Annotated in this window: 27 protein-coding genes, 2 tRNA genes, 3 rRNA genes and 1 pseudogene; 15 read left to right on the forward strand and 18 right to left on the reverse strand. The window is 40.6% G+C overall.

Features of this window, described 5'->3' with window-relative positions; translation table 11 throughout:
* Positions 1–199, forward strand: a pseudogene (locus F948_RS15975) (IS4 family transposase); the annotation flags it as partial.
* Positions 200–272: 73 nt separating this feature from the next.
* On the opposite strand, the gene orn reads toward F948_RS15975, so the two are convergent.
* Entirely contained in the window at positions 273–827 is a 555-nt protein-coding gene (gene orn, locus F948_RS05570) for an oligoribonuclease (RefSeq protein WP_005403665.1), read from the reverse strand.
* Positions 828–951: 124 nt separating this feature from the next.
* On the opposite strand from orn, the gene rsgA reads away from it, so the two are divergent.
* The 4 genes from rsgA to secB all read left to right on the forward strand — a co-directional run bounded on the left by rsgA (position 952) and on the right by secB (position 3,268).
* Positions 952–2,010: a small ribosomal subunit biogenesis GTPase RsgA gene (gene rsgA, locus F948_RS05575; protein ID WP_004960932.1), complete on the forward strand. Its 1,059-nt coding sequence runs from the start codon at positions 952–954 to the stop codon at positions 2,008–2,010.
* Positions 2,011–2,105: 95 nt separating this feature from the next.
* The gene (locus tag F948_RS05580) at positions 2,106–2,522 is read left to right on the forward strand and encodes a rhodanese-like domain-containing protein (protein WP_004955555.1); all 417 of its coding nucleotides are present in this window, start codon (positions 2,106–2,108) and stop codon (positions 2,520–2,522) included.
* 11 nt (positions 2,523–2,533) lie between these two features.
* Complete coding sequence (gene grxC, locus F948_RS05585) at positions 2,534–2,794, forward strand: glutaredoxin 3 (RefSeq protein ID WP_004774456.1); 261 nt, start codon at positions 2,534–2,536, stop codon at positions 2,792–2,794.
* A 15-nt stretch (positions 2,795–2,809) separates the two neighbouring features.
* Positions 2,810–3,268 (forward strand): protein-export chaperone SecB, encoded by a 459-nt coding sequence (secB, locus tag F948_RS05590; protein WP_004906530.1) that lies wholly within the window; start codon positions 2,810–2,812, stop codon positions 3,266–3,268.
* Between the two features lie 50 nt (positions 3,269–3,318).
* Here secB and F948_RS05595 read toward each other — a convergent pair whose 3' ends face one another.
* The 4 genes from F948_RS05595 to coaBC all read right to left on the reverse strand — a co-directional run bounded on the left by F948_RS05595 (position 3,319) and on the right by coaBC (position 6,751).
* Complete coding sequence (locus F948_RS05595; RefSeq protein WP_004955552.1) at positions 3,319–3,927, reverse strand: alpha-ketoglutarate-dependent dioxygenase AlkB family protein; 609 nt, start codon at positions 3,925–3,927, stop codon at positions 3,319–3,321.
* The gene (locus tag F948_RS05600) at positions 3,914–4,756 is read right to left on the reverse strand and encodes a methylated-DNA--[protein]-cysteine S-methyltransferase (RefSeq protein WP_004960935.1); all 843 of its coding nucleotides are present in this window, start codon (positions 4,754–4,756) and stop codon (positions 3,914–3,916) included. The genes F948_RS05595 and F948_RS05600 overlap by 14 nt, the downstream gene beginning before the upstream one ends.
* A 204-nt stretch (positions 4,757–4,960) precedes the next feature.
* The gene (locus F948_RS05605; protein WP_004960937.1) at positions 4,961–5,338 is read right to left on the reverse strand and encodes a cytochrome b562; all 378 of its coding nucleotides are present in this window, start codon (positions 5,336–5,338) and stop codon (positions 4,961–4,963) included.
* Between the two features lie 156 nt (positions 5,339–5,494).
* Positions 5,495–6,751, reverse strand: a complete 1,257-nt coding sequence (gene coaBC / locus F948_RS05610; protein WP_004960939.1) for a bifunctional phosphopantothenoylcysteine decarboxylase/phosphopantothenate--cysteine ligase CoaBC — start codon at positions 6,749–6,751, stop codon at positions 5,495–5,497.
* A 110-nt stretch (positions 6,752–6,861) separates the two neighbouring features.
* On the opposite strand from coaBC, the gene radC reads away from it, so the two are divergent.
* Together radC and F948_RS05620 are read left to right on the forward strand one after the other, a co-directional pair.
* Positions 6,862–7,602, forward strand: coding sequence for a RadC family protein (gene radC / locus F948_RS05615; protein ID WP_004960941.1), 741 nt, complete (start codon positions 6,862–6,864; stop codon positions 7,600–7,602).
* A 38-nt stretch (positions 7,603–7,640) separates the two neighbouring features.
* Positions 7,641–8,552, forward strand: a complete 912-nt coding sequence (locus F948_RS05620) for a bestrophin family protein (protein ID WP_004906518.1) — start codon at positions 7,641–7,643, stop codon at positions 8,550–8,552.
* A 7-nt stretch (positions 8,553–8,559) separates the two neighbouring features.
* Here the strand turns inward: F948_RS05620 and F948_RS05625 are convergent, their stop codons facing one another.
* Positions 8,560–9,411, reverse strand: coding sequence for a PHP domain-containing protein (locus F948_RS05625; protein ID WP_004960943.1), 852 nt, complete (start codon positions 9,409–9,411; stop codon positions 8,560–8,562).
* Positions 9,412–9,456: 45 nt separating this feature from the next.
* Here F948_RS05625 and F948_RS05630 point away from each other — a divergent pair, with 45 nt between their 5' ends.
* Genes F948_RS05630 through mnmC form a run of 4 tightly spaced genes read left to right on the forward strand, consistent with a single transcriptional unit; the run spans position 9,457 to position 12,819 of the window.
* On the forward strand, positions 9,457–10,068 hold the full coding sequence (locus tag F948_RS05630; RefSeq protein WP_004906514.1) for a septation protein IspZ: 612 nt from the start codon (positions 9,457–9,459) through the stop codon (positions 10,066–10,068).
* 24 nt (positions 10,069–10,092) lie between these two features.
* Complete coding sequence (locus tag F948_RS05635) at positions 10,093–10,395, forward strand: YciI family protein (RefSeq protein ID WP_004906511.1); 303 nt, start codon at positions 10,093–10,095, stop codon at positions 10,393–10,395.
* A 3-nt stretch (positions 10,396–10,398) separates the two neighbouring features.
* Positions 10,399–10,896, forward strand: coding sequence for an SH3 domain-containing protein (locus F948_RS05640; protein WP_004955537.1), 498 nt, complete (start codon positions 10,399–10,401; stop codon positions 10,894–10,896).
* A gap of 12 nt (positions 10,897–10,908) precedes the next feature.
* Positions 10,909–12,819: a bifunctional tRNA (5-methylaminomethyl-2-thiouridine)(34)-methyltransferase MnmC2/FAD-dependent 5-carboxymethylaminomethyl-2-thiouridine(34) oxidoreductase MnmC1 gene (gene mnmC / locus F948_RS05645; protein WP_004960945.1), complete on the forward strand. Its 1,911-nt coding sequence runs from the start codon at positions 10,909–10,911 to the stop codon at positions 12,817–12,819.
* 81 nt (positions 12,820–12,900) lie between these two features.
* Here the strand turns inward: mnmC and F948_RS05650 are convergent, their stop codons facing one another.
* Positions 12,901–13,215 (reverse strand): rhodanese-like domain-containing protein, encoded by a 315-nt coding sequence (locus F948_RS05650; protein WP_004960948.1) that lies wholly within the window; start codon positions 13,213–13,215, stop codon positions 12,901–12,903.
* A 90-nt stretch (positions 13,216–13,305) separates the two neighbouring features.
* Between F948_RS05650 and F948_RS05655 the strand changes: the two genes are divergently transcribed.
* The 3 genes from F948_RS05655 (at position 13,306) to F948_RS05665 (ending at position 14,873) form a co-directional block, all read left to right on the forward strand.
* Positions 13,306–13,794 (forward strand): YajQ family cyclic di-GMP-binding protein, encoded by a 489-nt coding sequence (locus F948_RS05655; protein ID WP_004906495.1) that lies wholly within the window; start codon positions 13,306–13,308, stop codon positions 13,792–13,794.
* A 14-nt stretch (positions 13,795–13,808) separates the two neighbouring features.
* Positions 13,809–14,303, forward strand: coding sequence for a DUF4442 domain-containing protein (locus F948_RS05660; protein WP_004960952.1), 495 nt, complete (start codon positions 13,809–13,811; stop codon positions 14,301–14,303).
* Between the two features lie 138 nt (positions 14,304–14,441).
* On the forward strand, positions 14,442–14,873 hold the full coding sequence (locus tag F948_RS05665) for a nuclear transport factor 2 family protein (RefSeq protein ID WP_227545334.1): 432 nt from the start codon (positions 14,442–14,444) through the stop codon (positions 14,871–14,873).
* 38 nt (positions 14,874–14,911) lie between these two features.
* On the opposite strand, the gene F948_RS05670 is transcribed toward F948_RS05665, so the two are convergent.
* Genes F948_RS05670 through F948_RS05685 form a run of 4 tightly spaced genes read right to left on the reverse strand, consistent with a single transcriptional unit; the run spans position 14,912 to position 17,209 of the window.
* Entirely contained in the window at positions 14,912–15,400 is a 489-nt protein-coding gene (locus F948_RS05670) for a GAF domain-containing protein (RefSeq protein WP_004960958.1), read from the reverse strand.
* 48 nt (positions 15,401–15,448) lie between these two features.
* Positions 15,449–15,871, reverse strand: coding sequence for an acyl-CoA thioesterase (locus tag F948_RS05675; protein WP_004960961.1), 423 nt, complete (start codon positions 15,869–15,871; stop codon positions 15,449–15,451).
* Between the two features lie 18 nt (positions 15,872–15,889).
* Entirely contained in the window at positions 15,890–16,312 is a 423-nt protein-coding gene (trxC, locus tag F948_RS05680; protein WP_004960964.1) for a thioredoxin TrxC, read from the reverse strand.
* Positions 16,313–17,209: an alpha/beta hydrolase gene (locus F948_RS05685; protein WP_004906487.1), complete on the reverse strand. Its 897-nt coding sequence runs from the start codon at positions 17,207–17,209 to the stop codon at positions 16,313–16,315.
* A gap of 122 nt (positions 17,210–17,331) precedes the next feature.
* Here F948_RS05685 and F948_RS05690 point away from each other — a divergent pair, with 122 nt between their 5' ends.
* The gene (locus tag F948_RS05690) at positions 17,332–17,667 is read left to right on the forward strand and encodes a protein tyrosine phosphatase family protein (protein ID WP_004960967.1); all 336 of its coding nucleotides are present in this window, start codon (positions 17,332–17,334) and stop codon (positions 17,665–17,667) included.
* A 59-nt stretch (positions 17,668–17,726) separates the two neighbouring features.
* Here the strand turns inward: F948_RS05690 and F948_RS05695 are convergent, their stop codons facing one another.
* The 7 genes from F948_RS05695 to F948_RS05720 all read right to left on the reverse strand — a co-directional run bounded on the left by F948_RS05695 (position 17,727) and on the right by F948_RS05720 (position 25,143).
* Positions 17,727–19,208 (reverse strand): Ig-like domain-containing protein, encoded by a 1,482-nt coding sequence (locus F948_RS05695; RefSeq protein ID WP_004960971.1) that lies wholly within the window; start codon positions 19,206–19,208, stop codon positions 17,727–17,729.
* A 211-nt stretch (positions 19,209–19,419) separates the two neighbouring features.
* On the reverse strand, positions 19,420–19,557 hold the full coding sequence (locus F948_RS16350; protein WP_155115066.1) for a hypothetical protein: 138 nt from the start codon (positions 19,555–19,557) through the stop codon (positions 19,420–19,422).
* Between the two features lie 150 nt (positions 19,558–19,707).
* A 5S ribosomal RNA gene (gene rrf, locus F948_RS05700) occupies positions 19,708–19,822 on the reverse strand.
* 187 nt (positions 19,823–20,009) lie between these two features.
* A 23S ribosomal RNA gene (locus F948_RS05705) occupies positions 20,010–22,900 on the reverse strand.
* A 424-nt stretch (positions 22,901–23,324) separates the two neighbouring features.
* Positions 23,325–23,400: transfer RNA gene (locus tag F948_RS05710), tRNA-Ala, on the reverse strand.
* 70 nt (positions 23,401–23,470) lie between these two features.
* Positions 23,471–23,547 (reverse strand) — tRNA-Ile (locus F948_RS05715).
* Between the two features lie 59 nt (positions 23,548–23,606).
* A 16S ribosomal RNA gene (locus F948_RS05720) occupies positions 23,607–25,143 on the reverse strand.
* The 16S, 23S and 5S rRNA genes sit together here with 2 tRNA genes alongside, the layout of an rRNA operon.
* Positions 25,144–25,320 lie beyond the last annotated feature (177 nt).

Raw genomic sequence — 25,320 nt, forward strand, 5'->3', positions numbered from 1 at the left:
AACGCAAATATGGATTGCATTAATTGCCTATTTGCTGGTGAACTTCGCTAAACACATGGCACAAGAAGGATGGAGTGTTCAGCGTTTACTGAGAATTATTCAGGTCAATTTATTTGAAAGGAAACTTTTAAGGTCACTCTTTGTGCCTGATAAAAAATGGCGAAAACAAGAAGAACCTCAATTGAGGTTCTTCTTGTGATATTTGTGGGACAGCAGTGAGCCGAAGCTCCTTTTATATTTCAATGGCATCCTTATAAAAGATAAGCCATGAGTTATTTATTCATAATAAAAAAATATTCACGGTAATATTTTAATTCAGCAATTGAGTCACGAATATCGTCCATCGCCAAATGTGAGGCATTTTTCTTTAAGCCACTCATAATTTCAGGTCTCCAGCGTTTCGCCAACTCTTTGACTGAAGATACGTCTAAATTACGATAATGGAAGAATTGTTCAAGTTCAGGCATCAGGCGGTGTAAGAAACGGCGATCTTGGCAAATTGAGTTACCACACATTGGTGATGATTTTGGATTCACCCATTTTTTTAAGAACTCAAGTGTTTGCTGTTCTGCATCTTGCGCAGACAATTTGCTACGGCGTACACGTTCAATTAAACCTGATTGACCATGTTGCTTGGTATTCCATTCATCCATTGCGTTTAGAATCAAATCTGATTGATGAACCGCTAAAACAGGACCTTCAGCAAGAATATTAAGATTATCATCAGTAATAATTGTTGCGATTTCAATAATCTTATCGTTATCCGTATCCAGACCTGTCATTTCTAGGTCGATCCAAATTAATCGTGTATCTGGGGTACTGCTCATAGATCGTGATTCTAAAGTGCTTAAAAACATCAATAGTAGCAAATTAATTACTTCTTGGCTGTAATTCTATAGTGGCTTCATGCTATTTTTGCGGTCTTAAATGTATGGATTTTTTGGGACATGAATGGCTTTAATTCGTAAACGTCGCTTAACCGAACAACAGCAACGTCGTATTGAGAAACAGCACAAATCTCGTCAAGACGACATTGACACATCACAAGATTTGGATGGGCTAGTTGTTCAGCATTATGGTCGTCAACTCGAAGTACAAGCGCTCTCTGTACCTGATCAACATCCAGAAAAACCAGAAGTTCAAGATGGTGAGCCTGAGCCTTTCTGGAAACCAATTGAATTGGGTAGTGTTTGGCGTTGCCATACTCGTACCAATCTCGAATTATTGGTCACTGGTGATCGCGTCAAATGGCAAGCAGATCCAAATACAGGTTTAGGAATCATTACTGCGATCTATCCTAGACAATCTCTACTGACTCGCCCTGACCGCTATCATAAGGTTAAGCCTGTGGCAGCAAACATTAGTCTGATTGTGATTGTATTTGCACCATTGCCAGAACCTGCACCAACATTGATTGATCGTTATTTGGTTGCCTGTGCTGATGCCAATATTCCTGCATTATTGGTACTCAACAAATCAGACTTACTCACTGAAAATGATCCTATTCTAAATTTACTCAGTGAATATGAAGCATTGGGTTATGAAACCATGATCTGCCAATCACAAGGTGATTTGACTGAACTTGCTCAACGCTTGGACAAGGAAACTGTGGCTTTTGTAGGGCAATCAGGTGTAGGTAAAAGCTCATTGATCAATACCATCGTCCCAAATGCAGCACAGAAAACCAATGTAATCTCAGAAAACTCAGCCCTTGGTCAACACACCACGACTTCAACACGTCTGATTAAATTTGGATCAAACGGCGCATTGATTGATTCTCCTGGGATTCGTGAGTTTGGACTATGGCATCTAAATTTAGAAAAAGTTCGCACAGGTTTTCCTGAAATTGAATCATATCTTGGTCTCTGCCAATTCCGTAATTGCACCCATACGCATGAGAAAAATTGTGCATTGAAACAAGCAGTTGATCAAGGCGAAATCTTACAGCGCCGTCTTGACAGTTATTTACGCCTCATTGATGAAATTCAAGAAGCACAACAAAAAAGTTAACTTTTCTCGATCATTCCCCCTTGAACTAAGGATTTTGATCACCATAGAGATACGTTATACTCAGGATCAATTTTGATTTTAACTTTAGGTGACTTGTGGAACGCTGGTTAGAGTTTATGGGGAATCACCCCTTCTTATTTGGTGCGCTCGGCGTATTGATCGTGTTGTTCTTTGTTTTAGAAGGACAACGTAATGGTCGTAAAATTTCACCGCAATCACTCGGTATTTTGGTTAAAGCAAAAAATGCCATGCTGATTGACCTTCGTGATGCGAAAGATTTCCGTGATGGTCACATCAGCGGTAGCCGTAACATTCCATATAGCCAAATCACAAGTCATGTAGATGAATTAAAAGCAAGTGATCGTCCATTGGTATTTATCTGTAACTTAGGTCAAGTTGCGGGTGCAGCATTGCAAAAAGTTGCGCATGCAGATAGCTATCGTCTAGATGGTGGTATCAGCAACTGGAAAGCTCAAGGCTTACCCTTAGTTAAAAGTAAAACCAAAGCTTAAGGAGCAATAAGATGACAACTCCAAACGTCACAATTTACTCAACGCTGTCTTGCCCATACTGTGTACGTGCAAAACAATTACTTGAGCGTAAAGGCGTTGCTTTTAAAGAAATTAATCTTTCAAATGAAGCACCTGAAGTTCGTATTGAGTTAATGCAACGTACTAACCACCGTACAGTGCCTCAAATTTTTATCAAAGACCAATTCATTGGCGGTTTTGATCAACTTTATGCTTTAGAGCGTGAAGGTAAACTCGACCAATTATTAGCTTAACTTTAAGGAAAAACAATGAGCGAAGAACAAGTTCAACCACAACTTGCATTAGAACGTATTTATACTAAAGATATTTCTTTTGAGGTTCCTGGCGCGCAAGTATTTACAAAACAATGGCAACCAGAACTCAATATCAATTTATCTTCGGCTGCAGAAAAAATTGACCCAAATCATTACGAAGTATCATTAAAAGTTGTAGTTCAAGCAACAAATGAAAATGAAACGGCGTTTATCGTTGATGTAACTCAATCAGGTATCTTCTTGGTTGATAACGTTGAAGAAGACCGTCTTCCATATATCTTAGGTGCTTACTGCCCAAATATCTTGTTCCCGTTCTTACGTGAATCGGTAAATGATTTAGTAACGAAGGGTAGCTTCCCACAATTGTTACTTACACCAATTAACTTTGATGCAGAATTTGAAGCAAATATGCAACGCTTACAAGCGGATGCAGATGCTCAAGGTCAAGCATAATCGTTATTGCGATAGCTGTAAAAAAGGACTGAATATCAGTCCTTTTTTTATTACTCAACAATCGTTCTAAAGGTAAGATTAATCCGTGGTGTAAATATTTTTTTGGTTGGCGGTAAACGATGTAACCAATATGTCTGTGTCGTATCTTTCATAACTAATAAACTGCCATGTTCTAAAAATACATCAACTTTTTCTTTGGTTTGTTTATGTTTAAACGCAAATTTACGTTCTGCTCCAAAACTTAAAGAAGCAATTGCACCATTTTTGATAAGATCGATTTCATCATCACTGTGCCAAGCCATCCCTTCTTCTCCAGAATGGTAAAGATTGAGCAAGCAAGAATTGAATGTTTCACCTGTTAATTTTTCGACTAAGGCTTTTAACTCAATCAGTTCTATAGTCCAAGGCAAAGCATATTTATTAATGTTGGAATACGTATATTCGAAGCCTCGATCACCATACCAAGCGACTTTTCTTTTAGTTATAATTTTTCGACCAAAAATAATCGCCTGATCGTTTTCCCATGCAATATTCTTCATAAGCATTTCGAAATAGTGATCTGCTTCTAAACTACTTAAAACTTTACCATAATAATGAACAGTCCCCTCGTAGGGTAAATAGTTCACTGTTGGATCTGCTTCAATATCAAATAATTGCATGAGTCTGCGAACCCTCCCAACCAATAATAGCTGTTTTACGAACTGTTCCCCACTCATATCCACCGATAGCGCCAGTCGACTGAATCACCCGATGGCAAGGGATTAAAAATGCAATCGGGTTATGACCAATTGCTGTTCCAACAGCACGAGCTGCTTTGGGATGATCAATCATCTGGGCAAGTTGTCCATAAGTCGAAAGTTGCCCCATTGGAATTTTGAGTAAGCTCTGCCAAACTTTTAATTGAAAGGATGTGCCCTTGAGATGTAATTTAATCATCGAAAGTTGTTCCCAATCCTGACGAAAAAACTTCAGTGCAGCTTCTTGAAAAGCGTCAACTTGTTCAATATACATTGCATGAGGAAATTGCTCTTTTAAATGTGCTAATGCTTCAGCTTTATTTTCTACAAATCGAAGTGTACAAATGCCTTTCTGAGTGGATGCAATCAACACCTGACCAAATGGTGTTTCAGAAAACTGATAATGAATCGTTAAATGCTGCCCACCATATTTATACTCAGCAGGTGTCATACCTTCTATTTGAATAAAAAGATCATGTAGTCGACTGGTACTTGATAATCCTGTAGCAAATGTTGCATCAAATACGCTGCCCTGCTGTTGCTTCAGAATCTTCTTTGCATGTTCAATACTAATATATTGTAAAAATTTCTTCGGACTAGTACCCGCCCATTCAGTAAATAAGCGCTGAAAATGTGCTGAACTAAGATGAATATGTGCTGCTATTTCATCAAGCTGCGGCTGTCTTTGAAAATTGTTCTGTATATAAGCAATCGCTTCTGCAATTCGCTGATAATGTTGTTGTGAGGACATAGGATTAGCTCTCATCATTCATCGTTTCACTGTATCAATTTAGAAATTTAATGAAAATCCGAATCATGCTCAGTTTATGTTCTCATTCAATATAAATGAATGCGCATAAAAAAACTGCACGCTTAATACGTACAGTTTTATCACTAAACTACTGGCTCGACTTAACAATACACGCTTAGATTTATTGATCTAAATCCCAATAAATTAATGCATATAATGCTTATGACCTTGATCACGTAAATCTGCAATTTTCTTCGCTTGTTTTTTTGCTTCGTCTAACTTACCAGCTTGAACAAGTGCTTTTGCCTTATCAATTTCAACAATAATTTGCTCAAATAATGCTGTTGATGTCGGAACTTTTTCAGCTGAATGTGAGGCCAACTTATACTGTTTTGAATGGACTGCTGCTGCACGCATATTATTTAAAGCAGCTGTTGCCGCCTGTGGATTTTCAGCCTGATTGAATGCTTTATAGTTTTTACCGAGTACTTTCATATCATCAGATAAACCACCAGCAAAAACTGGGCTACTCAAACTAAAATATGACAACATAAGTGCAGTGGCTAAAGTTTTTTTAATCATCAGGATGTCCTATCAAAACTGTGGCTATAATTGAGTTCACGTACAGACTGACATCACACACAGTTGTGCTTGTAGGTCAGATGACGACGTAAGTTTAGAATACATAAAAAATGCAACGATTTCGTTGCATTTTAATTAAAAGTAAAACTGTTTTATTTACGACTTCTGTAGTAAAGCATCATGGATTGCTTCTACCAACTGTTGCGAAATCTCTTGCTTTGACGCTTTCTCTAACTCACGCTTTTCCATATGGTATGACTGAGCAAAAAATACTGTCATCGCATTTTCATCAGAAGCGAAACCAATATCAGGTCGAGACACATCATTACATGCGATCATGTCTAGTTTTTTAGCAACCAATTTACCTGCTGCATATTCTTCGACATTTTGCGTCTCAGCGGCAAAGCCCACCATAAATGGACGCTGTTGTTGATGTGCAATGGTCGCTACAATATCTGGATTCTTAACCAATGAAACTGCAAGTTCATCTCCAGACTTCTTAATTTTATGTTCCGCAACTTCAGCAACTCGATAATCAGCAACAGCGGCAGTTGCAATAAAAATATCACAACCTTCTTTGAGCTGATTCATACTAACATCAAGCATTTGCATAGCAGATTTCACATTAATTCTATCAACACCATTTGGTGTATCTAAACTGACAGGACCTGCAACTAAAGTGACTTTTGCACCAGCCGCATAACATGCTGCTGCCAAAGAAAAGCCCATTTTTCCTGTGCTGTGATTAGAAATATAACGGACAGGATCAATTGCTTCGCGCGTTGGACCCGCAGTGATAGTGACACGCTTGCCAGCGAGTAAACCAAATTTCTCAGCAATTGCACGCTGCGCTTTATGAAAATAGGCTGCAACTTGTTTGGCTAAATCTTCAGGTTCAGGCATACGACCTAGACCAACATCTCCACAAGCTTGTTCACCAGCATCAGGCATAATGACATGCACACCATCTTCAACCAGAGTTTGTAGATTGCGTTGCGTTGCTTTTGCTGCCCACATTTGCTGGTTCATAGCAGGTGCAACCCAAACAGGGGCTTTCGTCGCTAAATATAATGTACTGAGCAAATCATCTGCCAAACCATTGGCAAATTTCGCAATCGTGTCACAACTTGCTGGAGCGACTAACACTAAATCAGCCCATCGCGCCAACTCGATGTGTCCCATACCTGCTTCTGCTTCAGGGTTGAGTAGCTCAGTATGTACAGGATTCCCTGACAAGGCTTGAAATGTTAAAGGTGTGATAAATGCTTGTGCGCCATGTGTCATGACCACGCGGACATCGAAACCAAAATCTTTTAAACGGCGTACTAAAATGGCACTTTTATAGGCAGCAATACCACCCGTAACCGCTAATATAATGTTTTTATGTGGAATTACACTTAGATCGAAGCTCACAAACAGGGTACCTTTCTGTTGCAGTGGCGCTCACAATATCATTAAATATCGCCATACCCAAGTGATGCACTTGGAAAAATTATCATCATAAAAAAATTATGTGAATAAAAATGAATCAATCTATAAAACAATCCATTAAAGCATGGCCAGAACAAGAACGACCAAGAGAACGTTTACTCTCGCAAGGACCTCAAAGTTTATCGGATGCTGAACTACTAGCGATTTTTCTCCGCTCTGGCTCGAAACAACACTCAGCTGTTGAACTTTCTCGTATCCTGATTCAGCATTTTGGAGGATTGAACCCAATTTTTGATGCTTCGTTAGAAGACTTGTCCCAATTTAATGGCATCGCGTCAACCAAATATGCGCAACTCATGGCAGTCAAAGAATTAGGACGACGTTATTTGAATAACTATTTTCATCAACAACGACTATGTTTAGATCATTCTTCTTTGGTTTTGGATTATTTACGTTATGAACTTCTAGGTGAAAAACAAGAAGTATTTGCTGTTCTGTGTTTAGATGCAGAACTGAGGAAGCTTCATTTCAAAAAACTATTTTACGGTTCGCAGCATTCATGTAGCGTTTCATTGAATCAGACCCTACGCTACGCAATTCAACAACAGGCCTGTCAAATCGTCGTTGCACACAACCATCCCTACGGAATAGCCCAACCTTCAAATGAAGACATCTACTTTACTCAACAACTCAAACAAGCTTGTAAATTAGTTGAAATTCATTTGATTGATCACTTTATTATTTCACCTGACGGCTATTTTTCTTTTACTGAACAACAACTACTCAACCCTATTAAAATCAAGCAATCTGATCTTGACAAAGCGCCCATCTAACATGAACATCAACAGATAAAATTAATGATTCAAATAACATGATTGTCCGCGACCAGCCTAGCATTTTTAAAGTTTTATTCTCATGGCGCGGGACGATTTTACCCAAAATTTTACCCTCTTTAGGTTTTGTGATGTTGATCTCTGCAATTATTGGCGGAGTTGAATATATTGACCTGTATCGTTTTCCTGAAATTCCATTGGTTGGTTTTACATTGATCGGCGTTGTACTGTCGATTTTCTTAGGTTTCAAAAATACGGCATGTTATGACCGTTGGTGGGAAGCACGTAAACTTTGGGGTGTTTTAATTGCGACTTCACGTCATTTTGATCGAGATTGTCGAGTGTTGGCACAAGCCAGACGTGAAAGAATCATTCAAAATGTGATTGTTTTTGCGAATGTGCTGCGTGATCGATTACGCCACCAAACAGCCAACCCAACTGAACTGACCGAAACCAGCGGTTTGAGTCAGCAAGCTTTGAATCAGCTTTACCAACAACATAATGCTCCGCAATACACACTAAGCCTTATTCAATGGGAATTACTGCAAGCGCTGAAAGACGGTGAAATTTCTGATGTGATTTATACACAAATGAACCGTCATGTCGCAGCTTTAAGTGAGATGCAAACGGGTTGTGATCGTATTGCCAATACCCCTATTCCTTTTGCTTATTCGGTCTTATTAAACCGAACTGTTTATTTTTTCTGTTTTATGCTGCCATTTAGCTTAGGTTCTTTACTTGGTTTAGTCACACCACTCTTAGTCGGAATTTTGGCTTATACCTTTTTGGGACTCGATGCGCTGAGCACAGAAATTGAAGAACCTTTTGGAACGCAAAGCAACGACTTACCTTTAGATGCGATGGTGCGTTCAATTGAAATTGAACTGTTAAGCACGCTGGGCAGACCTACTCCACCGCCCATACAGGCACATGATCACAACTTATTGTAAGGTAGAATTATTGGAAATGATCCCAAATTCCAATTTGCCCCTCTTTTACTCGTGGTGTATTACCCAGTTTAATCCATGGCATATTTTCACCATGAAAATCACTGCCAATTGAAACGGCTAAATCAAACTGCTGAATCATTCGATCAACCATTTGACGTGTCGAAGCGGGTTCTATACTTGGAGGTAATTCAACTGCATCTCCTCCCGCCTCAGCAAATAATTCAATTAAATAGCGGATATTCGTCGCAGATAAATCATAGCGCGTTGGGTGAGCTAATACAGCAAAACCCTGACTCGCATGTATCACATCGATGGTATCTTTTAAGCCTAATCCTTCAAATTTTACGAAAGCCTTTTTTCCTTCTTTTAGGAAACGGTCAAATGCCTGCTGTGGACGACTAACGATATTTTTCTCTACCAATGTTTTAGCGATATGCGTTCGGGTTACACGATCTGATTGCCCATCAACCTTCGCAATTACATCTGGATAAATATCAAAATCAATACATTTCTCTAATAAGTCACAGATGACCTTAGCTCGTTCCGCACGGACTTTTTTCTGATTTTCAAGCATAGCTTGGATCGGTGTTTCATCTTGCATATTCAGCGCCACGATATGCACACCATAGCTTTTTTTCGTGTTTGGTCTTGACCACTGACTCGATATTTCAACACCAGAAATAATCTGAATATCATGATCTTGAGCATACTTTCGTGCAGAGCTTAAACCATCCATAGTGTCATGGTCAGTTACAGCCAACATATGGATTTTCAAATCGACAGCAGCCTGTACCAGTTGCTCAGGAGAGAACGTACCATCAGAAATGTGAGTATGTGTATGTAAATCGACACCGAACATGGTTTGTATTATGCTATCTGACCTATTTCATCATCGTACTGTAACATGAAAGCGTTGCTCGACTACCTTCCGCTGATTATCTTCTTCTACTTTTATAAAACGACCGATCCTAAAGATAGTCAACATCCCCTTCTCCAATTGGTGGGTAGCGCAGGAAATACTGATCAAAATCATATTCTTGTTGCAACATGCGCGCTTCTTATTTCAACCTTAGTGGTTTATGGCTGTTTGTTCTTTTTCCAAAAATTCAAACTGGAAAAAATGCAATGGTTTATTGTGGTGATGTCCATTATTTTTGGAGGAATCACTTTAATTTTCAGTGATGTAACTTACATTAAAATGAAAGCTGTCATCATCAATATTGGAATAGGTATCGGGTTCTTAGTCACGCCTTTATTCAATAAAGAACGGATGCCAATTATCCAAAAATTATTAGGTTCGTTACTTGAGTTAAGTCCTCAAGGGTGGATGCGTTTAAACTGGGCTTGGTGTGGGCAATTCTTCTTATTAGCCTCACTACATTTTTTCTTCGGTTTTATCTTTATGCAAGGCAAATATTGGGGCGAGTTCACCGCATTTGGCGATATTATCGTTTCTATCAGTTACCTTGCTGTTATACTGTTTTGCTTAAGAAAGCATTTTAAAACCACAGACTAAATTTAAAGTTATTGAGCTACATCTATGCCCTATTTTGTGCTGACTTGTACTGATCGTGAAGGTACTCTAGAAAAACGTTTAGCAACACGACCTCAACATTTAGAACGCTTACAAAAATTAGATGATGAAGGTCGTCTGATCGCAGCGGGCGCTCATCCTAAAGACCCAAACAATCCTCAAGCAGGATTCTTAGGTAGCACGATTATTGTCGAATTTGATAGTCGTGAAGCTCTCGATGCATGGATCCAAGATGAACCGTTCTTAAAAGAAGGGATATATGCTGATATCGAAGTGAAATTGTTCAACAAAGCTTTTCCAAAAGGGTAAATCATGCAAGTTTCAGTGAGAAGCTTTTTCGCTTTATGTTTACTCAGTTCAACGACTTGGGCTGTTGAACCAACAACGCCATCAGCACCAACAGCGGCTGCGCCTACAACACCCGTTACTACACCTGCAACTGTACAACCTAAACCTGCAACAGCAACAACAGGTGGCTCCACAAACAATACAACAACGGCTTCAGCACCAAAGCCATTGACTGCGGAACAAATTGCAAAAGCCAAACAACAACAAGATGCAAAAGTCAAAGCCATGATTCAAGATCAAGCAACACGCTTGAAACAACTTGAACATGCAAATCTGCAAGCTCTGTCTCAAAATCAAGAATTACAATTAAAAAATGATAACTTGACTGTACAAGTCCAAGTTCTGCAAAGTGAACGCAGTGCTCAGATGTTTTTATATGGCGCTATGACGATTGCTGTCGGGGTAATTTTAGGTTTCTTTATCGCAAGTTATGTCTACACCAAACGTCGTCGTCAGTGGTAAATATAAATCTTCATGTCACAAACATTAAAACTTCAAACAGCTGAATTAGATTGGGAACTTGTTGATGGTATCGAAGTTCCCATATCTAAACAATTTGGCGATGTCTACTTTTCTAAAGATAACGGTTTACTCGAAACACGTCATGTGTTTTTAAATGGAAATGATCTTAGTACACGTTTATCAGAACTCAGTGACTATCAGTATTTCTGTGTAGGTGAAACGGGTTTTGGTACAGGACTCAATATTCTTACCCTTTGGCAACTTTGGCAAAGTGTTCGCCCTGATAATCACAGTCATTTACATGTCATCAGTGTTGAAAAATTCCCTCTCAGTAAAGCTGATCTCATACGTGCGCTTAGTGTTTGGGATGAGCTTAAACCTCTTGCAGGAAAATTAGTACAACAATACCCATTACCAATTGCAGGTTGTCATCGCCTGAGTTTTCACGAAGAGCGATTTAGCATCGATCTATGGCTCGGTGATGCGCAGGACATTTTCCCAAGTATCCCAAAAACACAATCAGTCAATGCTTGGTTTCTCGATGGGTTTGCGCCTTCATGTAACCCTGATATGTGGCAAGAAAATGTATTAAATCATATTGTGCGCTTATCCGAGTACGGAACGACCTTTGCATCCTTCAGCGTTGCAGGTGTTCTTAAACGCGGACTAAAACAACACGGGATCCAAATCAGCCGACCTAGAGGCTTTGGTCACAAACGAGAAATGTTAAAAGCCATTTGGCTAGACTGCCCAGATCAGGAAAATCCAGAGGCTGAGCTACTCCAAGAGCTTCCAGCAGCATTACCTGAAACAACGCAACTAAAGCAGCGACAAATCGCCATTATCGGTGCTGGAATAGCAGGTTTGACCACCGCATGGGCATTTGCTCAGCGTGGACATCAAGTAATGATTTACGAGCAAAATGAACCACTTTCAGGTGCTTCTGGTAATCCTCTTGCGTTACTCAATCCTAAGCTGTGTCCAATTGATCAAGCTCATGAACATTTAATGACTCTAAGCTGGCAGCATGCTTTAAACTTTTATTCACGATTTAAAGCATTCCGTTCAATCCGAGTAGAACAGATCGCAATAAAAAATGCCGATGAGCTACTTGGACTAGAACAACAATATCCTGAATCAGTTTTCGGGACAGCTCATTCTTCTCCCAATCAAACACTCGAAACCCACTATCAAAGTTTGATATTGCAGCAAGCTGGCGCAGTTTCTCCTCATGTGTTGCGTGATGAGATTTTAAAACATTCAAATATCAGCATAAAAAAAGCCAAAGTTTCTCGTCTTAGACCAAAAGCAACGCAAACAGAAATTTGGCAAGATCAGGACTTAATTTCGGTAGCAGATCACGTCATCGTATGTTGTGCAAAACAAAGTGCTGCCTTATTTGAAAACTATCCTGTATTGAAGCCTATTCGAGGGCAGGTCAGTTGGGTAAATAACGCCATACAGCCTTTGGCCTTGGATAAAGCTTATAGCTATGGTGGTTATTGTATGCAGTTAGATGACTCTCAATTGATTTTAGGTGCATCCTTCTACCCTAACCGTGACGATAGTGATGTTCTTGCTGAAGACCATGTGCATAATTACGAACTTATCCACAGTGTCTTCCCACAATATGCGGAACAACTTCCATCTATCGACATATGGCATGGTCGTGCTTCTATTCGGGCGCAGAGTTCAGACTATTTTCCTTTAGTTGGGAAAATGGAATCAAACAGTGAAATTTATACTTTTGCAGGTTTAGGTTCTAAAGGATTTTTATTTGCACCATTATGCAGTGAGATTTTAGCTGCATTAGTATTGGGTGAGCTTTGTCCAGCTCCACAATCTTTACTAAGTAAATTGAATCCATTACGTTTCCCAAAAAAAGTAAAAGTAAAGAAACCGTATTATTCTAAGCAAATGTAGTTTTTATCTTTCAAATAGAAACTTTGATTTATTTTTATGAGTTTGCCAAAACACAAATGTATTTTGGCAAACTTTTTTCATTTACACACCTTCTACAAGAGGTAAGCCAGCATCACGTGCTGCACGAGTACCTCCCATCAAAATGACGTATTCACGTGAACTGTCTAGACCTTCTAAAAGCTCAGCTGCTCGCGGTGCTTTACTGCCACCACCACATAAAATGTAAATCGGCTGATCCGCTGCAACTTGAGTCAAACTATCCGCAGTTAATTCAGCAATAGGACGATTTACTGCCCCTTTGACATGAGCCTCTGAATACGCTTTGGTATCTCGGACATCCCAGATGATCGCGTCCTCTGGGAACTCAAATGTTGTAATTTCTTGTTTACGGATCATTGCGCACTCCTTTGATGTAAACAACACTTGGCAAATGAAGAAAACACCCTTAGCATCTCAAATATTCTTTCCCTTTGTAAAGGTCTAACCATGCCTTCTTTTGATATTGTTTCTGAATTAGAGTTATTTGAAGTCAATCATGCGGTACAAAACACGCAAAAAGAGATTGGTACACGTTTCGACTTTCGCGGACAAGACGTTTCGATCGAGTTAAATGAGAAAAATAAAGAGATTAAAATCTCGACTGAAAGTGATTTCCAATGTGAACAAGTCTATACCATGCTTGAAAATCATTTCTATAAACGTAAGGTCGATGTACAAGCACTTGATCCACAAAAAGCCACTGCATCAGGTAAACATGTAGTACAAGTGGTCAAACTCAAAGATGGACTTGACTCAGATACTGCAAAAAAAATTAATAAAGCCATTAAAGAAAGTGGTATCAAAGCGCAATCTTCTATCCAAGGGGACAAAATCCGCGTCACTGATAAAAAACGTGATACGTTGCAACAAGTCATGAATTTTTTACGTGAACAACAATTTGGTCTGCCACTGCAATTTAATAATTTCAAAGACTAAGCAATAGGCTCGCTATGGCAAAAGATAACCGTCTTTATACGTTAGTTAAAACCACTTCTAAATTCCCTAAAGGTATCCGTAGTACCTTATGGAGCAAAGCATTTGGTCATGTTGTTCCGATGGTAGGAACAGCGAACATACGCTATTTAGAAGTAGATAAAGATCATGTGACTGTTCGCATTGAAAACCAACGTAATATGCAAAATCATATTAAGGGTGTACACGCCGCAGCTATGGCTTTATTAGCTGAGACAGCAACTGGATTTTTAACAGGTTTACATGTACCTGATGATCGTATTTTATTGATCAAATCTTTACATGTAGATTATTTAAAAGTCGCACAAGGCGGTTTAACTGCAACTGCAACATTATCGGCTGATCAACAAAAGTTCATTGCAAATAATGAAAAAGGCGAGCTACTGATTCCTGTTACAGTCATTGATGATTCAGCAAATGAACCGATCCAATGCCAAATGCTTTGGGCTTGGTTACCCAAACGTAAAAAATAATAACTGATCTAAACTTCTTTTAGATAGTTACTCAGCCCAAGATACAAATACCGTTTTGTTTCTTGGGCTTGATATTATGAAAAAATTTACTTTATTCCCATCATATTTTTGACGACTATCATTACTGCTTCTTCTTCTATTCCATCGAATACAACTCATCTTAACAGCTCGAACCAAACTCTCTCCGATGAGCTATCAGAACAAAATAAGAAAATTGTCGTGGACTTTTATGAAGGTGTTTTTTTGAAACACCAAGTTAAAGCACATGCTGATCGCTATATTGGCGACCAATATATTCAACATAATCCGAATGTTCCCGATGGCAAAGCACCTTTTGTAAACTTCTTTACGGAGAAATTTAGCAATAATCCAGCAGCAAAAAATGTAATTAAAAAAGCGATTGCTGAAAAAAACCTAGTTGTTCTACATATTCATTCAACTGAAAATGATACAGATCGGGGACGAGCGATTATTGATATTTTCCGTGTTGAAAATGGGAAAATTATCGAGCATTGGGATGTGATTCAAAACATCCCAGAGCAAAGTAAAAACAGTAATACCATGTTCTAACTATAGAGGTATAGCTCAAATCTATTTGGGTTATACCTTTATGAATGAGTAATTGATGTTTCAATAATAGAAATAAGTTGCTGCAGATATTTGGCATCGACTTCATCAAACTGATTGAGTTCATCACTATCAATATCCAGTACACCAACACATTCCGTATTTTGCATAATCGGCAATACGATTTCTGATTTAGACGCTGAGCTACATGCAATATGTCCTGGAAACAACTCAACATCAGGAACGATAATAACTTGTAGTTGTTGCCATGCTGTACCACATACACCACGACCTTTCGCTATACGAGTACAGGCAATTGGTCCCTGAAATGGACCTAATACCAATTCATTTTGCTTAACCAAATAAAAACCAACCCATAACCAACCAAATTGCTGATTCAGTGCAGCACAAATATTTGCAAGATTAGCGATCAGGTCAGGCTCACCCTCAACAATTGCTTTAATCTGAGGGATAATACTTTGATATTGTTCGGCTTTATCGCCTTGTTGCAAAATGAGCTCTTCAGCCATGCTTAAATCCTAACGAGATAACTCCCTAATCGTATCAAGCAAATACGCTTAAACCGATAGCGTTGCTGTAAATTTCTGTCTAACTTCTTCTGAAATTTGACGTTTATTACCCTTTACATCGACCGCAACAAAGGTAAACACCCCTTCAGTAATTCGCACTGGTTCACGCGAATCATCATGACTGTTCCATACTTCAATTTGTACTTGAACCGAAGTATTACCAACTTTCAAGATTTTTGTATAGCAACTAATCACATTTCCGACTTTCACAGGGACTAAAAAAGCCATCTGATTAATTGCAATCGTTGCACAACGACCTTTACTGAAGCGCTCGACGTGAATTGCACCAGCCAAATCCATTTGAGATACAATCCATCCACCAAAAACATCACCACTCCAATTAGTATCAGCAGGCATTGCAATCGTTTGCAAAGAAAGCGTGCCTTCAGGATGGTTCAAACGCTCAGTCATATCAAATATCTCTTGATGTTACTTCAAATGTTGCTCTAGCCATTGCTGAAGTTCAGGTGCACGTAATGCTCCGCTCACTCGAGCAATTTCAGTTGTTTTGTTCATCAGCACTAGAGTTGGAATACTACGTACGTTAAATGCTGCACTCAATCTTGGATTTGCTTCTGTATCAATCTTTGCAAAAATCACATATGGATTTTGGGTTGCAACTTGAGCAAAATGTGGAGCCATCATTTTGCATGGGCCACACCATTCTGCCCACAAATCAATCAATACAGGTAAATCAGTATTAGAAATAAAATTACTGAAATTTTGTTCATTCAATTCAATAGGTTGTTGTGGTAATAATGGCTGATGGCATTTACCACAACTTGGATGCGTACTTAATTTCTCTTCTGGCACACGATTTTTTGCACCACATGAACTACAGACTATAATCATTTACATCACTCCAATATGTTGATGCAAAAATTCTAATTGGGTTGTGACTGCTTTTTCAAACCATGAACCATGATAAATATCAAAATGTTTAATATCCCACTCATGATACGTTACAAATGGCGCAATATTGGTTGCTGCTTCACGACTAGACTGAATTGGAATTAAAGTGTCATTCTTAGCAGCAATGAATAAAACAGGAATATTAATTTTTCTTACAAATTGGATTGGGCGATAACGCATTAAATTAAAAAATACACGTGCTGGAACTTCACCACTCCAATAATAATCAGGATTCACTATTGAATGATATCCAAAGTAGCTATCAGATGTAGGTAAAAAACAAAGCTTGTATTGATCAACAACAGGCAGTGTTTTAGGTGCAAGCCCCATTTTTGAGCCCATATAATCCTGACTTGATCGCTTTAATGCTTCAGGATAGCGTTGCAAAGGATAAAGTTTCGCTGTTTCAGCACCATCAACATACGGAACTTGAACCATGATTGCCTGAATGTTTTTTAGGTCTGTCGCTAAACTTAAAGCATAACCGCCGCTTAATGAGGTTCCCCACAAGATAATACGTCTACTATCAATATATTTACAATTTGATGCATACTGAACTATGGTTTTCCAATCATCTAATTGAGCACTTAAAGAGATCAACTCTCGAGGTTTCCCAGTACTCCCGCCCCAATAACGATAATCAAATAAAATAACAGCATAACCCGCTTGTGCAAAACGCTGCGCATACTGAATTAATTTAAACTGACGTAATCCAGCAAAACCATGCGCCATAATAATAACGGCTGGTTTTATGTTGGATTTCGGTAGATAAAAATCAGCAGCAATCGTTTCATCACCACTAGGAACATACAACGGCTCAACTGTATAGGTGTGCATGCGCGCTCCATTGCGTTATCTTTTGCTTATCATCATGTATTTACTATAGACATTTAAACTCAAGATCAAGCTTAATGCTATGATAGAGCATAAAATGTTTTGTTTATTTTTGGAGTGACAAGATGTCAGAAAATGTTGGTTTTGCAGGTCAAATTTGTCCTGAACATGTTGAGCAAGTCGTCGAAAAAGGCTTCAAATCAATCATCAATAACCGTCCTGATATGGAAGGTGGACCAGAACAACCTACTAGCGCTCAAATAGAAGAGGCGGCACGTTCAGCAGGTCTTGATTATGTATATCAACCAGTCGTATCAGGTCAAATGACTGAGTTAGATGTTCGCACTTTTGCCAATCATTTTAATGAATTACCAAAACCAGTTTTAATGTTCTGCCGCACAGGTAATCGTTCAAATAATTTATACCAATTAGCTAAACAAATGGATTTATTGTATGATTAAATCTTAAATTATCGGCAAATAAAAAACGGCTCGAAAGCCGTTTTTTATTTAACTATAAATTATTGACCATCTAAACAATTTGAAGAGACACCATATGGACTTGTCAAGTTTGGTGCTATTCCATTCGCTATATCAACATCACTTGCTAAATAGCTGAGAGAAAAACTTGTTGAGCCACTAATCGATTTACCACTTACAATTGAATCCGCTAACAACTGTACAGTTAAATATCCTGCATATATTTTAGGATACTGGATTTTTAGATCAAAACGACCATTTGCATCAGTTGTGTATTTATTATCTGTAGCAGGTGTACCTTCAGAATTAATAAACGATACAACTTGTACAGTTTGCCCTTCTTTTACAGGTTTTAACTGATTAACTTGCTTACCATCGCTGTTAACAATAATTGATGGTGTAACACATTGAGTAATCACAGCAGGTAAATATTCATCAGCTTTACCATCAGGTGGAGTATCCGTATCAAAAAATGCATAATAACCTTTATTATAGGTTAAAGCATTAACACCCATAACGACATCTTGATTCGCTAATGGCTTACCATCTATATCAGTCACTTGTACCGAAACATTTTGGTAATAGTAGACGCCATTTTCCGAATCTTGTATCTTAGTTGGGTTATACGCTACAGAGATTGCCCCCACAGGTTTTGGTACCACTGAATTTACGATATCTAGTTTATAAGTATAGACTTTTGTTGACTGACCAAAATTCGCTTCAAATACTAAATCATCAGCTATGAACTGTTCTGCAGTATAGCTTGAAGATCTTTGTGCTTCTGTAAACGATAATGTATAAGTAATTTTACCATTTTCATCAGTTTGAGAAGCATTAGGCGTGAATTTAACACCATTTAAGGCAGAGTTCTTTACTTTTAAAGAAATAGCTTGGTTTGCTAAAGTAGCACCATTTGCATCAACCGCAGTCAATGTTACTGTGGTCTGATCTCCACGGACATTCAAAGATGTTTTAGTTGCATCAAATAATACAATACTCGTAGTATCTGAACCAGTAGTTGTATCTGCACCCGTAACAGCGATTGTTTGTTCTTGACTTAATTTGCTATCGTTTGTTGAAACAACAATTTTAAAACCATTCTTAATTAAATCAGACAAGGTTGTAGATGTAGCAGGTGTTTTTAAAACAAAAACAGCATTTCCTGATTCATCCGTTTGTTGCTTAGAAAGCCCTGTATTGATCACATTATCAGTTGGGTCTATGATTGATAAAGTAACTGGAGCATCAGCAACACCACCTTTATTAGTATCTAAAGCACGAACCGTTACTATTAACTGTCCGTTTGTCGCTGCAATTGCTAATTTATCTAATTCAATCTTCAAACCAGTTGCCGTAACTGTAGGGGTAACGACTTCACCACCTGTATCTCCGCCACCAGACTCGCCACTTGAATCGTTATCATTTGAACCATAATATCCCCCACCGCCACCACAACTTGCTAATAAAACAGATATCGTAATCGCAGATAATTTTAACTTTAGTTGCTTTTTATTCATTAACATTCCATTTCCCCTATGTTCATTTTGAATGTAATTTTCTTCATTATTAAAAAATATGGGTAATGAAACCATATTCTAGATTTGGTGTAAATAAAATTTAATTTTGAACCAAGCTTTAGATGAACTAGGTCACATTTTAATTAAGGAAATTTTAGCAAAAGATAATAATTGTCACTTTTATTTAATTTCTGACCAAATTTTTAAAATCTATTTTTTAAATCGGAGAATTTGTAAATCTAACTAACCATTGTCGTAGAGCTTCGCCAGCGATTGCTTTTAAGCTATCCGTCATCAGAGACATGCCTAAAAGGAATAGGCCTATACCACCTAGCAACTGGATAATTACATTCAATGCTGAATTCCTTTTTTATAATTATGAATTTAACTCGATTATAAATTGAAGTAGAGATAAAACAATTGAGATTAGTTTTAAGTTTTCTTTTTCGCTTCCCAATAAAAAACACCCCCTCTGCTTACGCGGAGGGGGTGTTTTAGATTTAAAAGCTGGCGATGACTTACTCTCACATGGCAAACGCCACACTACCATCAGCGCGAAGAGGTTTCACTTCTGAGTTCGGGAAGGGATCAGGTGGTTCACTCTTGCTATTGTCGCCAGCAAACTGTTGTGGTGTTTTCGGGTCTTATTCACATTAATTAATAATGTTTGCCTTACTTACGATCCAAAGAGTTATTAACGGATTAGATATTGAGTCTAACTTTGTGTTCAGCATTTTAACTAGTTTATACACTAAATCAAGTTGTGTATTGAATTTATCTTGAATACAACAACTGTTTGGGTGTTGTATAGTCAAGCCTCACGAGCAATTAGTATTGGTCAGCTTCACACGTCACCGTGCTTCCACACCCAACCTATCAACGTCCTAGTCTCGAACGGCTCTTTAGAGGAATAAATTCCTAGGGAAATCTTATCTTGAGGTAGGCTTCCCGCTTAGATGCTTTCAGCGGTTATCCCTTCCGAACATAGCTACCCGGCGATGCCACTGGCGTGACAACCGGTACACCAGAGGTTCGTCCACTCTGGTCCTCTCGTACTAGGAGCAGATCCTCTCAAATTTCCAGCGCCCACGGTAGATAGGGACCGAACTGTCTCACGACGTTCTAAACCCAGCTCGCGTACCTCTTTAAATGGCGAACAGCCATACCCTTGGGACCTGCTTCAGCCCCAGGATGAGATGAGCCGACATCGAGGTGCCAAACACCGCCGTCGATATGAACTCTTGGGCGGTATCAGCCTGTTATCCCCAGAGTACCTTTTATCCGTTGAGCGATGGCCCTTCCATACAGAACCACCGGATCACTAAGACCTACTTTCGTACCTGCTCGACTTGTGGGTCTCGCAGTTAAGCGCGCTTTTGCCTTTATACTCTACGCGTGATTTCCGACCACGCTGAGCGCACCTTCGTACTCCTCCGTTACTCTTTAGGAGGAGACCGCCCCAGTCAAACTACCCACCAGACATGGTCCTCGTCCCGGATTACGGGACAGAGTTAGAACCTCAACATTACCAGGGTGGTATTTCAAGGACGGCTCCATTGGAACTAGCGTTCCAACTTCAAAGCCTCCCACCTATCCTACACAAGTAAGGTCAAAGTTCAATGTCAAGCTGCAGTAAAGGTTCACGGGGTCTTTCCGTCTAGCCGCGGGTACACTGCATCTTCACAGCGATTTCGATTTCACTGAGCCTCTGCTGGAGACAGCGCCGCCATCATTATGCCATTCGTGCAGGTCGGAACTTACCCGACAAGGAATTTCGCTACCTTAGGACCGTTATAGTTACGGCCGCCGTTTACTGGGGCTTCGATCAAGAGCTTCGCTTACGCTAACCCCATCAATTAACCTTCCAGCACCGGGCAGGCATCACACCCTATACGTCCACTTTCGTGTTTGCAGAGTGCTATGTTTTTAATAAACAGTTGCAGCGGCCTGGTTTCTGCGGCTGCCAACCGCTCAGGGAGCAAGTCCCATCACCGTCAGCAGCGTACCTTCTCCCGAAGTTACGGTACCATTTTGCCTAGTTCCTTCAGCAGAGTTCTCTCAAGCGCTTTGGTCTACTCGACCTGACCACCTGTGTCGGTTTCGGGTACGATTCCTGTGTAACTGAAGCTTAGAGACTTTTCCTGGAAGCATGGTATCAGCCACTTCACTGTACAAGTACAGCTTGCTATCGACTCTCAGCATAGAGCACCCCGGATTTGCCTAAGATGCATGCCTACGGTCTTCCACCTGGACAACCAACGCCAGGCTGACTTAACCTTCTCCGTCCTCTCATCGCATTACACAGAAGTATTGGAATATTAACCAATTTCCCATCGACTACGCCTCTCGGCCTCGCCTTAGGGGTCGACTCACCCAGCCCCGATTAACGTTGGACTGGAACCCTTGGTCTTTCAGCGAACGGGTTTTTCACCCGTTTTGTCGTTACTCACGTCAGCATTCGCACTTCTGATACCTCCAGCATACTTCTCAATACACCTTCATCGGCTTACAGAACGCTCCCCTACCACTTGACTAATGTCAAATCCGCAGCTTCGGCACATAGTTTTAGCCCCGTTACATCTTCCGCGCAGGCCGACTCGACTAGTGAGCTATTACGCTTTCTTTAAAGGGTGGCTGCTTCTAAGCCAACCTCCTAGCTGTCTATGCCTTCCCACATCGTTTCCCACTTAACTATAATTTTGGGGCCTTAGCTGGCGGTCTGGATTGTTTTCCTCTTGACTACGGACGTTAGCACCCGCAGTCTGTCTCCCGGATAGTACTCATTGGTATTCGGAGTTTGCATCGGTTTGGTAAGTCGGGATGACCCCCTAGCCGAAACAGTGCTCTACCCCCAATGGTATTCGTCCGAGGCGCTACCTAAATAGCTTTCGGGGAGAACCAGCTATCACCAGGCTTGATTAGCCTTTCACCCCTATCCACAAGTCATCCCCTGGCTTTTCAACGACAGTGGGTTCGGTCCTCCAGTTAGTGTTACCCAACCTTCAACCTGCTCATGGATAGATCGCCTGGTTTCGGGTCTATACCCAGCAACTAAACGCCCTATTAAGACTCGATTTCTCTACGGCTCCCCTATTCGGTTAACCTCGCTACTGAATATAAGTCGCTGACCCATTATACAAAAGGTACGCAGTCACCGAACAAGTCGGCTCCCACTGCTTGTATGCATGCGGTTTCAGGATCTATTTCACTCCCCTCACAGGGGTTCTTTTCGCCTTTCCCTCACGGTACTGGTTCACTATCGGTCAGTCAGGAGTATTTAGCCTTGGAGGATGGTCCCCCCATATTCAGACAAGGTTTCACGTGCCTCGCCCTACTCGTCATCATTATGTGTGCCCTTTCGTGTACGGGAATATCACCCTCTACGTTCGCACTTCCCAGAGCGTTCCACTAAAACACACATAACTTAATGGGCTGCTCCCCGTTCGCTCGCCGCTACTAAGGGAATCTCAATTGATTTCTTTTCCTAAGGGTACTGAGATGTTTCACTTCCCCTCGTTCGCTTCATAAACCTATGTATTCAGTTTATGATACCCGCCTTATAGCGGGTGGGTTCCCCCATTCAGAAATCTCCGGATCAAAGGATATTTGCCGCCTCCCCGGAGCTTTTCGCAGGCTATCACGTCTTTCATCGCCTCTGACTGCCAAGGCATCCACCACATGCACTTAATTACTTGACTATACAACCCCAAACAGTCGTTAACACATACAAGTGAGTGTTATCGTTGCAAACTTAATTGCTACTGGTTTGTTGTCTGTGAATTTAATCACCATACAGCTTCAATCTAAATTCATATACCAAAACGCTTGATTCAGTGTTTTTGCTAGTTCTCAGATTAAATATTAATTTAACAATTACTTGTTATCTTCCTATTTAATCGAGTTTGAACAATTTATTTCAGACTCAATTTTCTAATCTGTTAATGATTAACTACCACCTCGTCGGTGCGTAGTAAACTGTGATAAATCACAGAAGTTAAGAAGCTATTTGCTTACTAAGTTCTGTAATCTTTAGCTCCAAGCTTCGTTCTATGTGTGCCTGCGCACAGCATAGCTGTTTGCTTAAATTCTCGGACAAAGCGTTGCTTTGTTTACCCTCGAATTTGGTGGAGACTAGGAGAGTCGAACTCCTGACCTCCTGCGTGCAAAGCAGGCGCTCTACCAACTAAGCTAAGTCCCCAGCTTTAATCATAATGAACGACATATCTTTTTATCTAGCAGCTTGTGATTATTCATCACTTCGTCAGTAGTGGTGGGTCTGACAAGACTTGAACTTGTGACCCCACGCTTATCAAGCGTGTGCTCTAACCAACTGAGCTACAGACCCTCAGATACATCTTCGAAGAACAACTTGTTGTGGATTCTTACCGGTCACCAATCTTTCGTTAAGGAGGTGATCCAGCCGCAGGTTCCCCTACGGCTACCTTGTTACGACTTCACCCCAGTCATCGGCCACACCGTGGTAAGCGTCCTCCTTGCGGTTAGACTACCTACTTCTGGTGCAACAAACTCCCATGGTGTGACGGGCGGTGTGTACAAGGCCCGGGAACGTATTCACCGCGGCATTCTGATCCGCGATTACTAGCGATTCCGACTTCATGGAGTCGAGTTGCAGACTCCAATCCGGACTACGATCGGCTTTTTGAGATTAGCATCACATCGCTGTGTAGCAACCCTTTGTACCGACCATTGTAGCACGTGTGTAGCCCTGGCCGTAAGGGCCATGATGACTTGACGTCGTCCCCGCCTTCCTCCAGTTTGTCACTGGCAGTATCCTTAAAGTTCCCATCCGAAATGCTGGCAAGTAAGGAAAAGGGTTGCGCTCGTTGCGGGACTTAACCCAACATCTCACGACACGAGCTGACGACAGCCATGCAGCACCTGTATCTAGATTCCCGAAGGCACCAATCCATCTCTGGAAAGTTTCTAGTATGTCAAGGCCAGGTAAGGTTCTTCGCGTTGCATCGAATTAAACCACATGCTCCACCGCTTGTGCGGGCCCCCGTCAATTCATTTGAGTTTTAGTCTTGCGACCGTACTCCCCAGGCGGTCTACTTATCGCGTTAGCTGCGCCACTAAAGCCTCAAAGGCCCCAACGGCTAGTAGACATCGTTTACGGCATGGACTACCAGGGTATCTAATCCTGTTTGCTCCCCATGCTTTCGTACCTCAGCGTCAGTATTAGGCCAGATGGCTGCCTTCGCCATCGGTATTCCTCCAGATCTCTACGCATTTCACCGCTACACCTGGAATTCTACCATCCTCTCCCATACTCTAGCTTCCCAGTATCGAATGCAATTCCCAAGTTAAGCTCGGGGATTTCACATCCGACTTAAAAAGCCGCCTACGCACGCTTTACGCCCAGTAAATCCGATTAACGCTCGCACCCTCTGTATTACCGCGGCTGCTGGCACAGAGTTAGCCGGTGCTTATTCTGCGAGTAACGTCCACTATCCAAGAGTATTAATCTCAGTAGCCTCCTCCTCGCTTAAAGTGCTTTACAACCATAAGGCCTTCTTCACACACGCGGCATGGCTGGATCAGGGTTCCCCCCATTGTCCAATATTCCCCACTGCTGCCTCCCGTAGGAGTCTGGGCCGTGTCTCAGTCCCAGTGTGGCGGATCATCCTCTCAGACCCGCTACAGATCGTCGCCTTGGTAGGCCTTTACCCCACCAACTAGCTAATCCGACTTAGGCTCATCTATTAGCGCAAGGTCCGAAGATCCCCTGCTTTCTCCCGTAGGACGTATGCGGTATTAGCATTCCTTTCGGAATGTTGTCCCCCACTAATAGGCAGATTCCTAAGCATTACTCACCCGTCCGCCGCTAAGATAAGGTGCAAGCACCTCATCTCCGCTCGACTTGCATGTGTTAAGCCTGCCGCCAGCGTTCAATCTGAGCCATGATCAAACTCTTCAGTTAAAATCATTTTGCACCTTAGTTAAGACAAGGTGCTAATTCTGGCTCATCAATTTTCTGACTAAAAATTCGCTCAAATAAACTTCGAGAAATTTCTACCATTCAATCAATGAAAATTATTTCGATCGATCAACCAGTAAAAATCCACACAAGTTGTTCTTCTATTCTCTTAATGATCTT

Origin of the sequence: Acinetobacter junii CIP 64.5 (genome assembly GCF_000368765.1) — a bacterium.
GTDB lineage: Bacteria > Pseudomonadota > Gammaproteobacteria > Pseudomonadales > Moraxellaceae > Acinetobacter > Acinetobacter junii.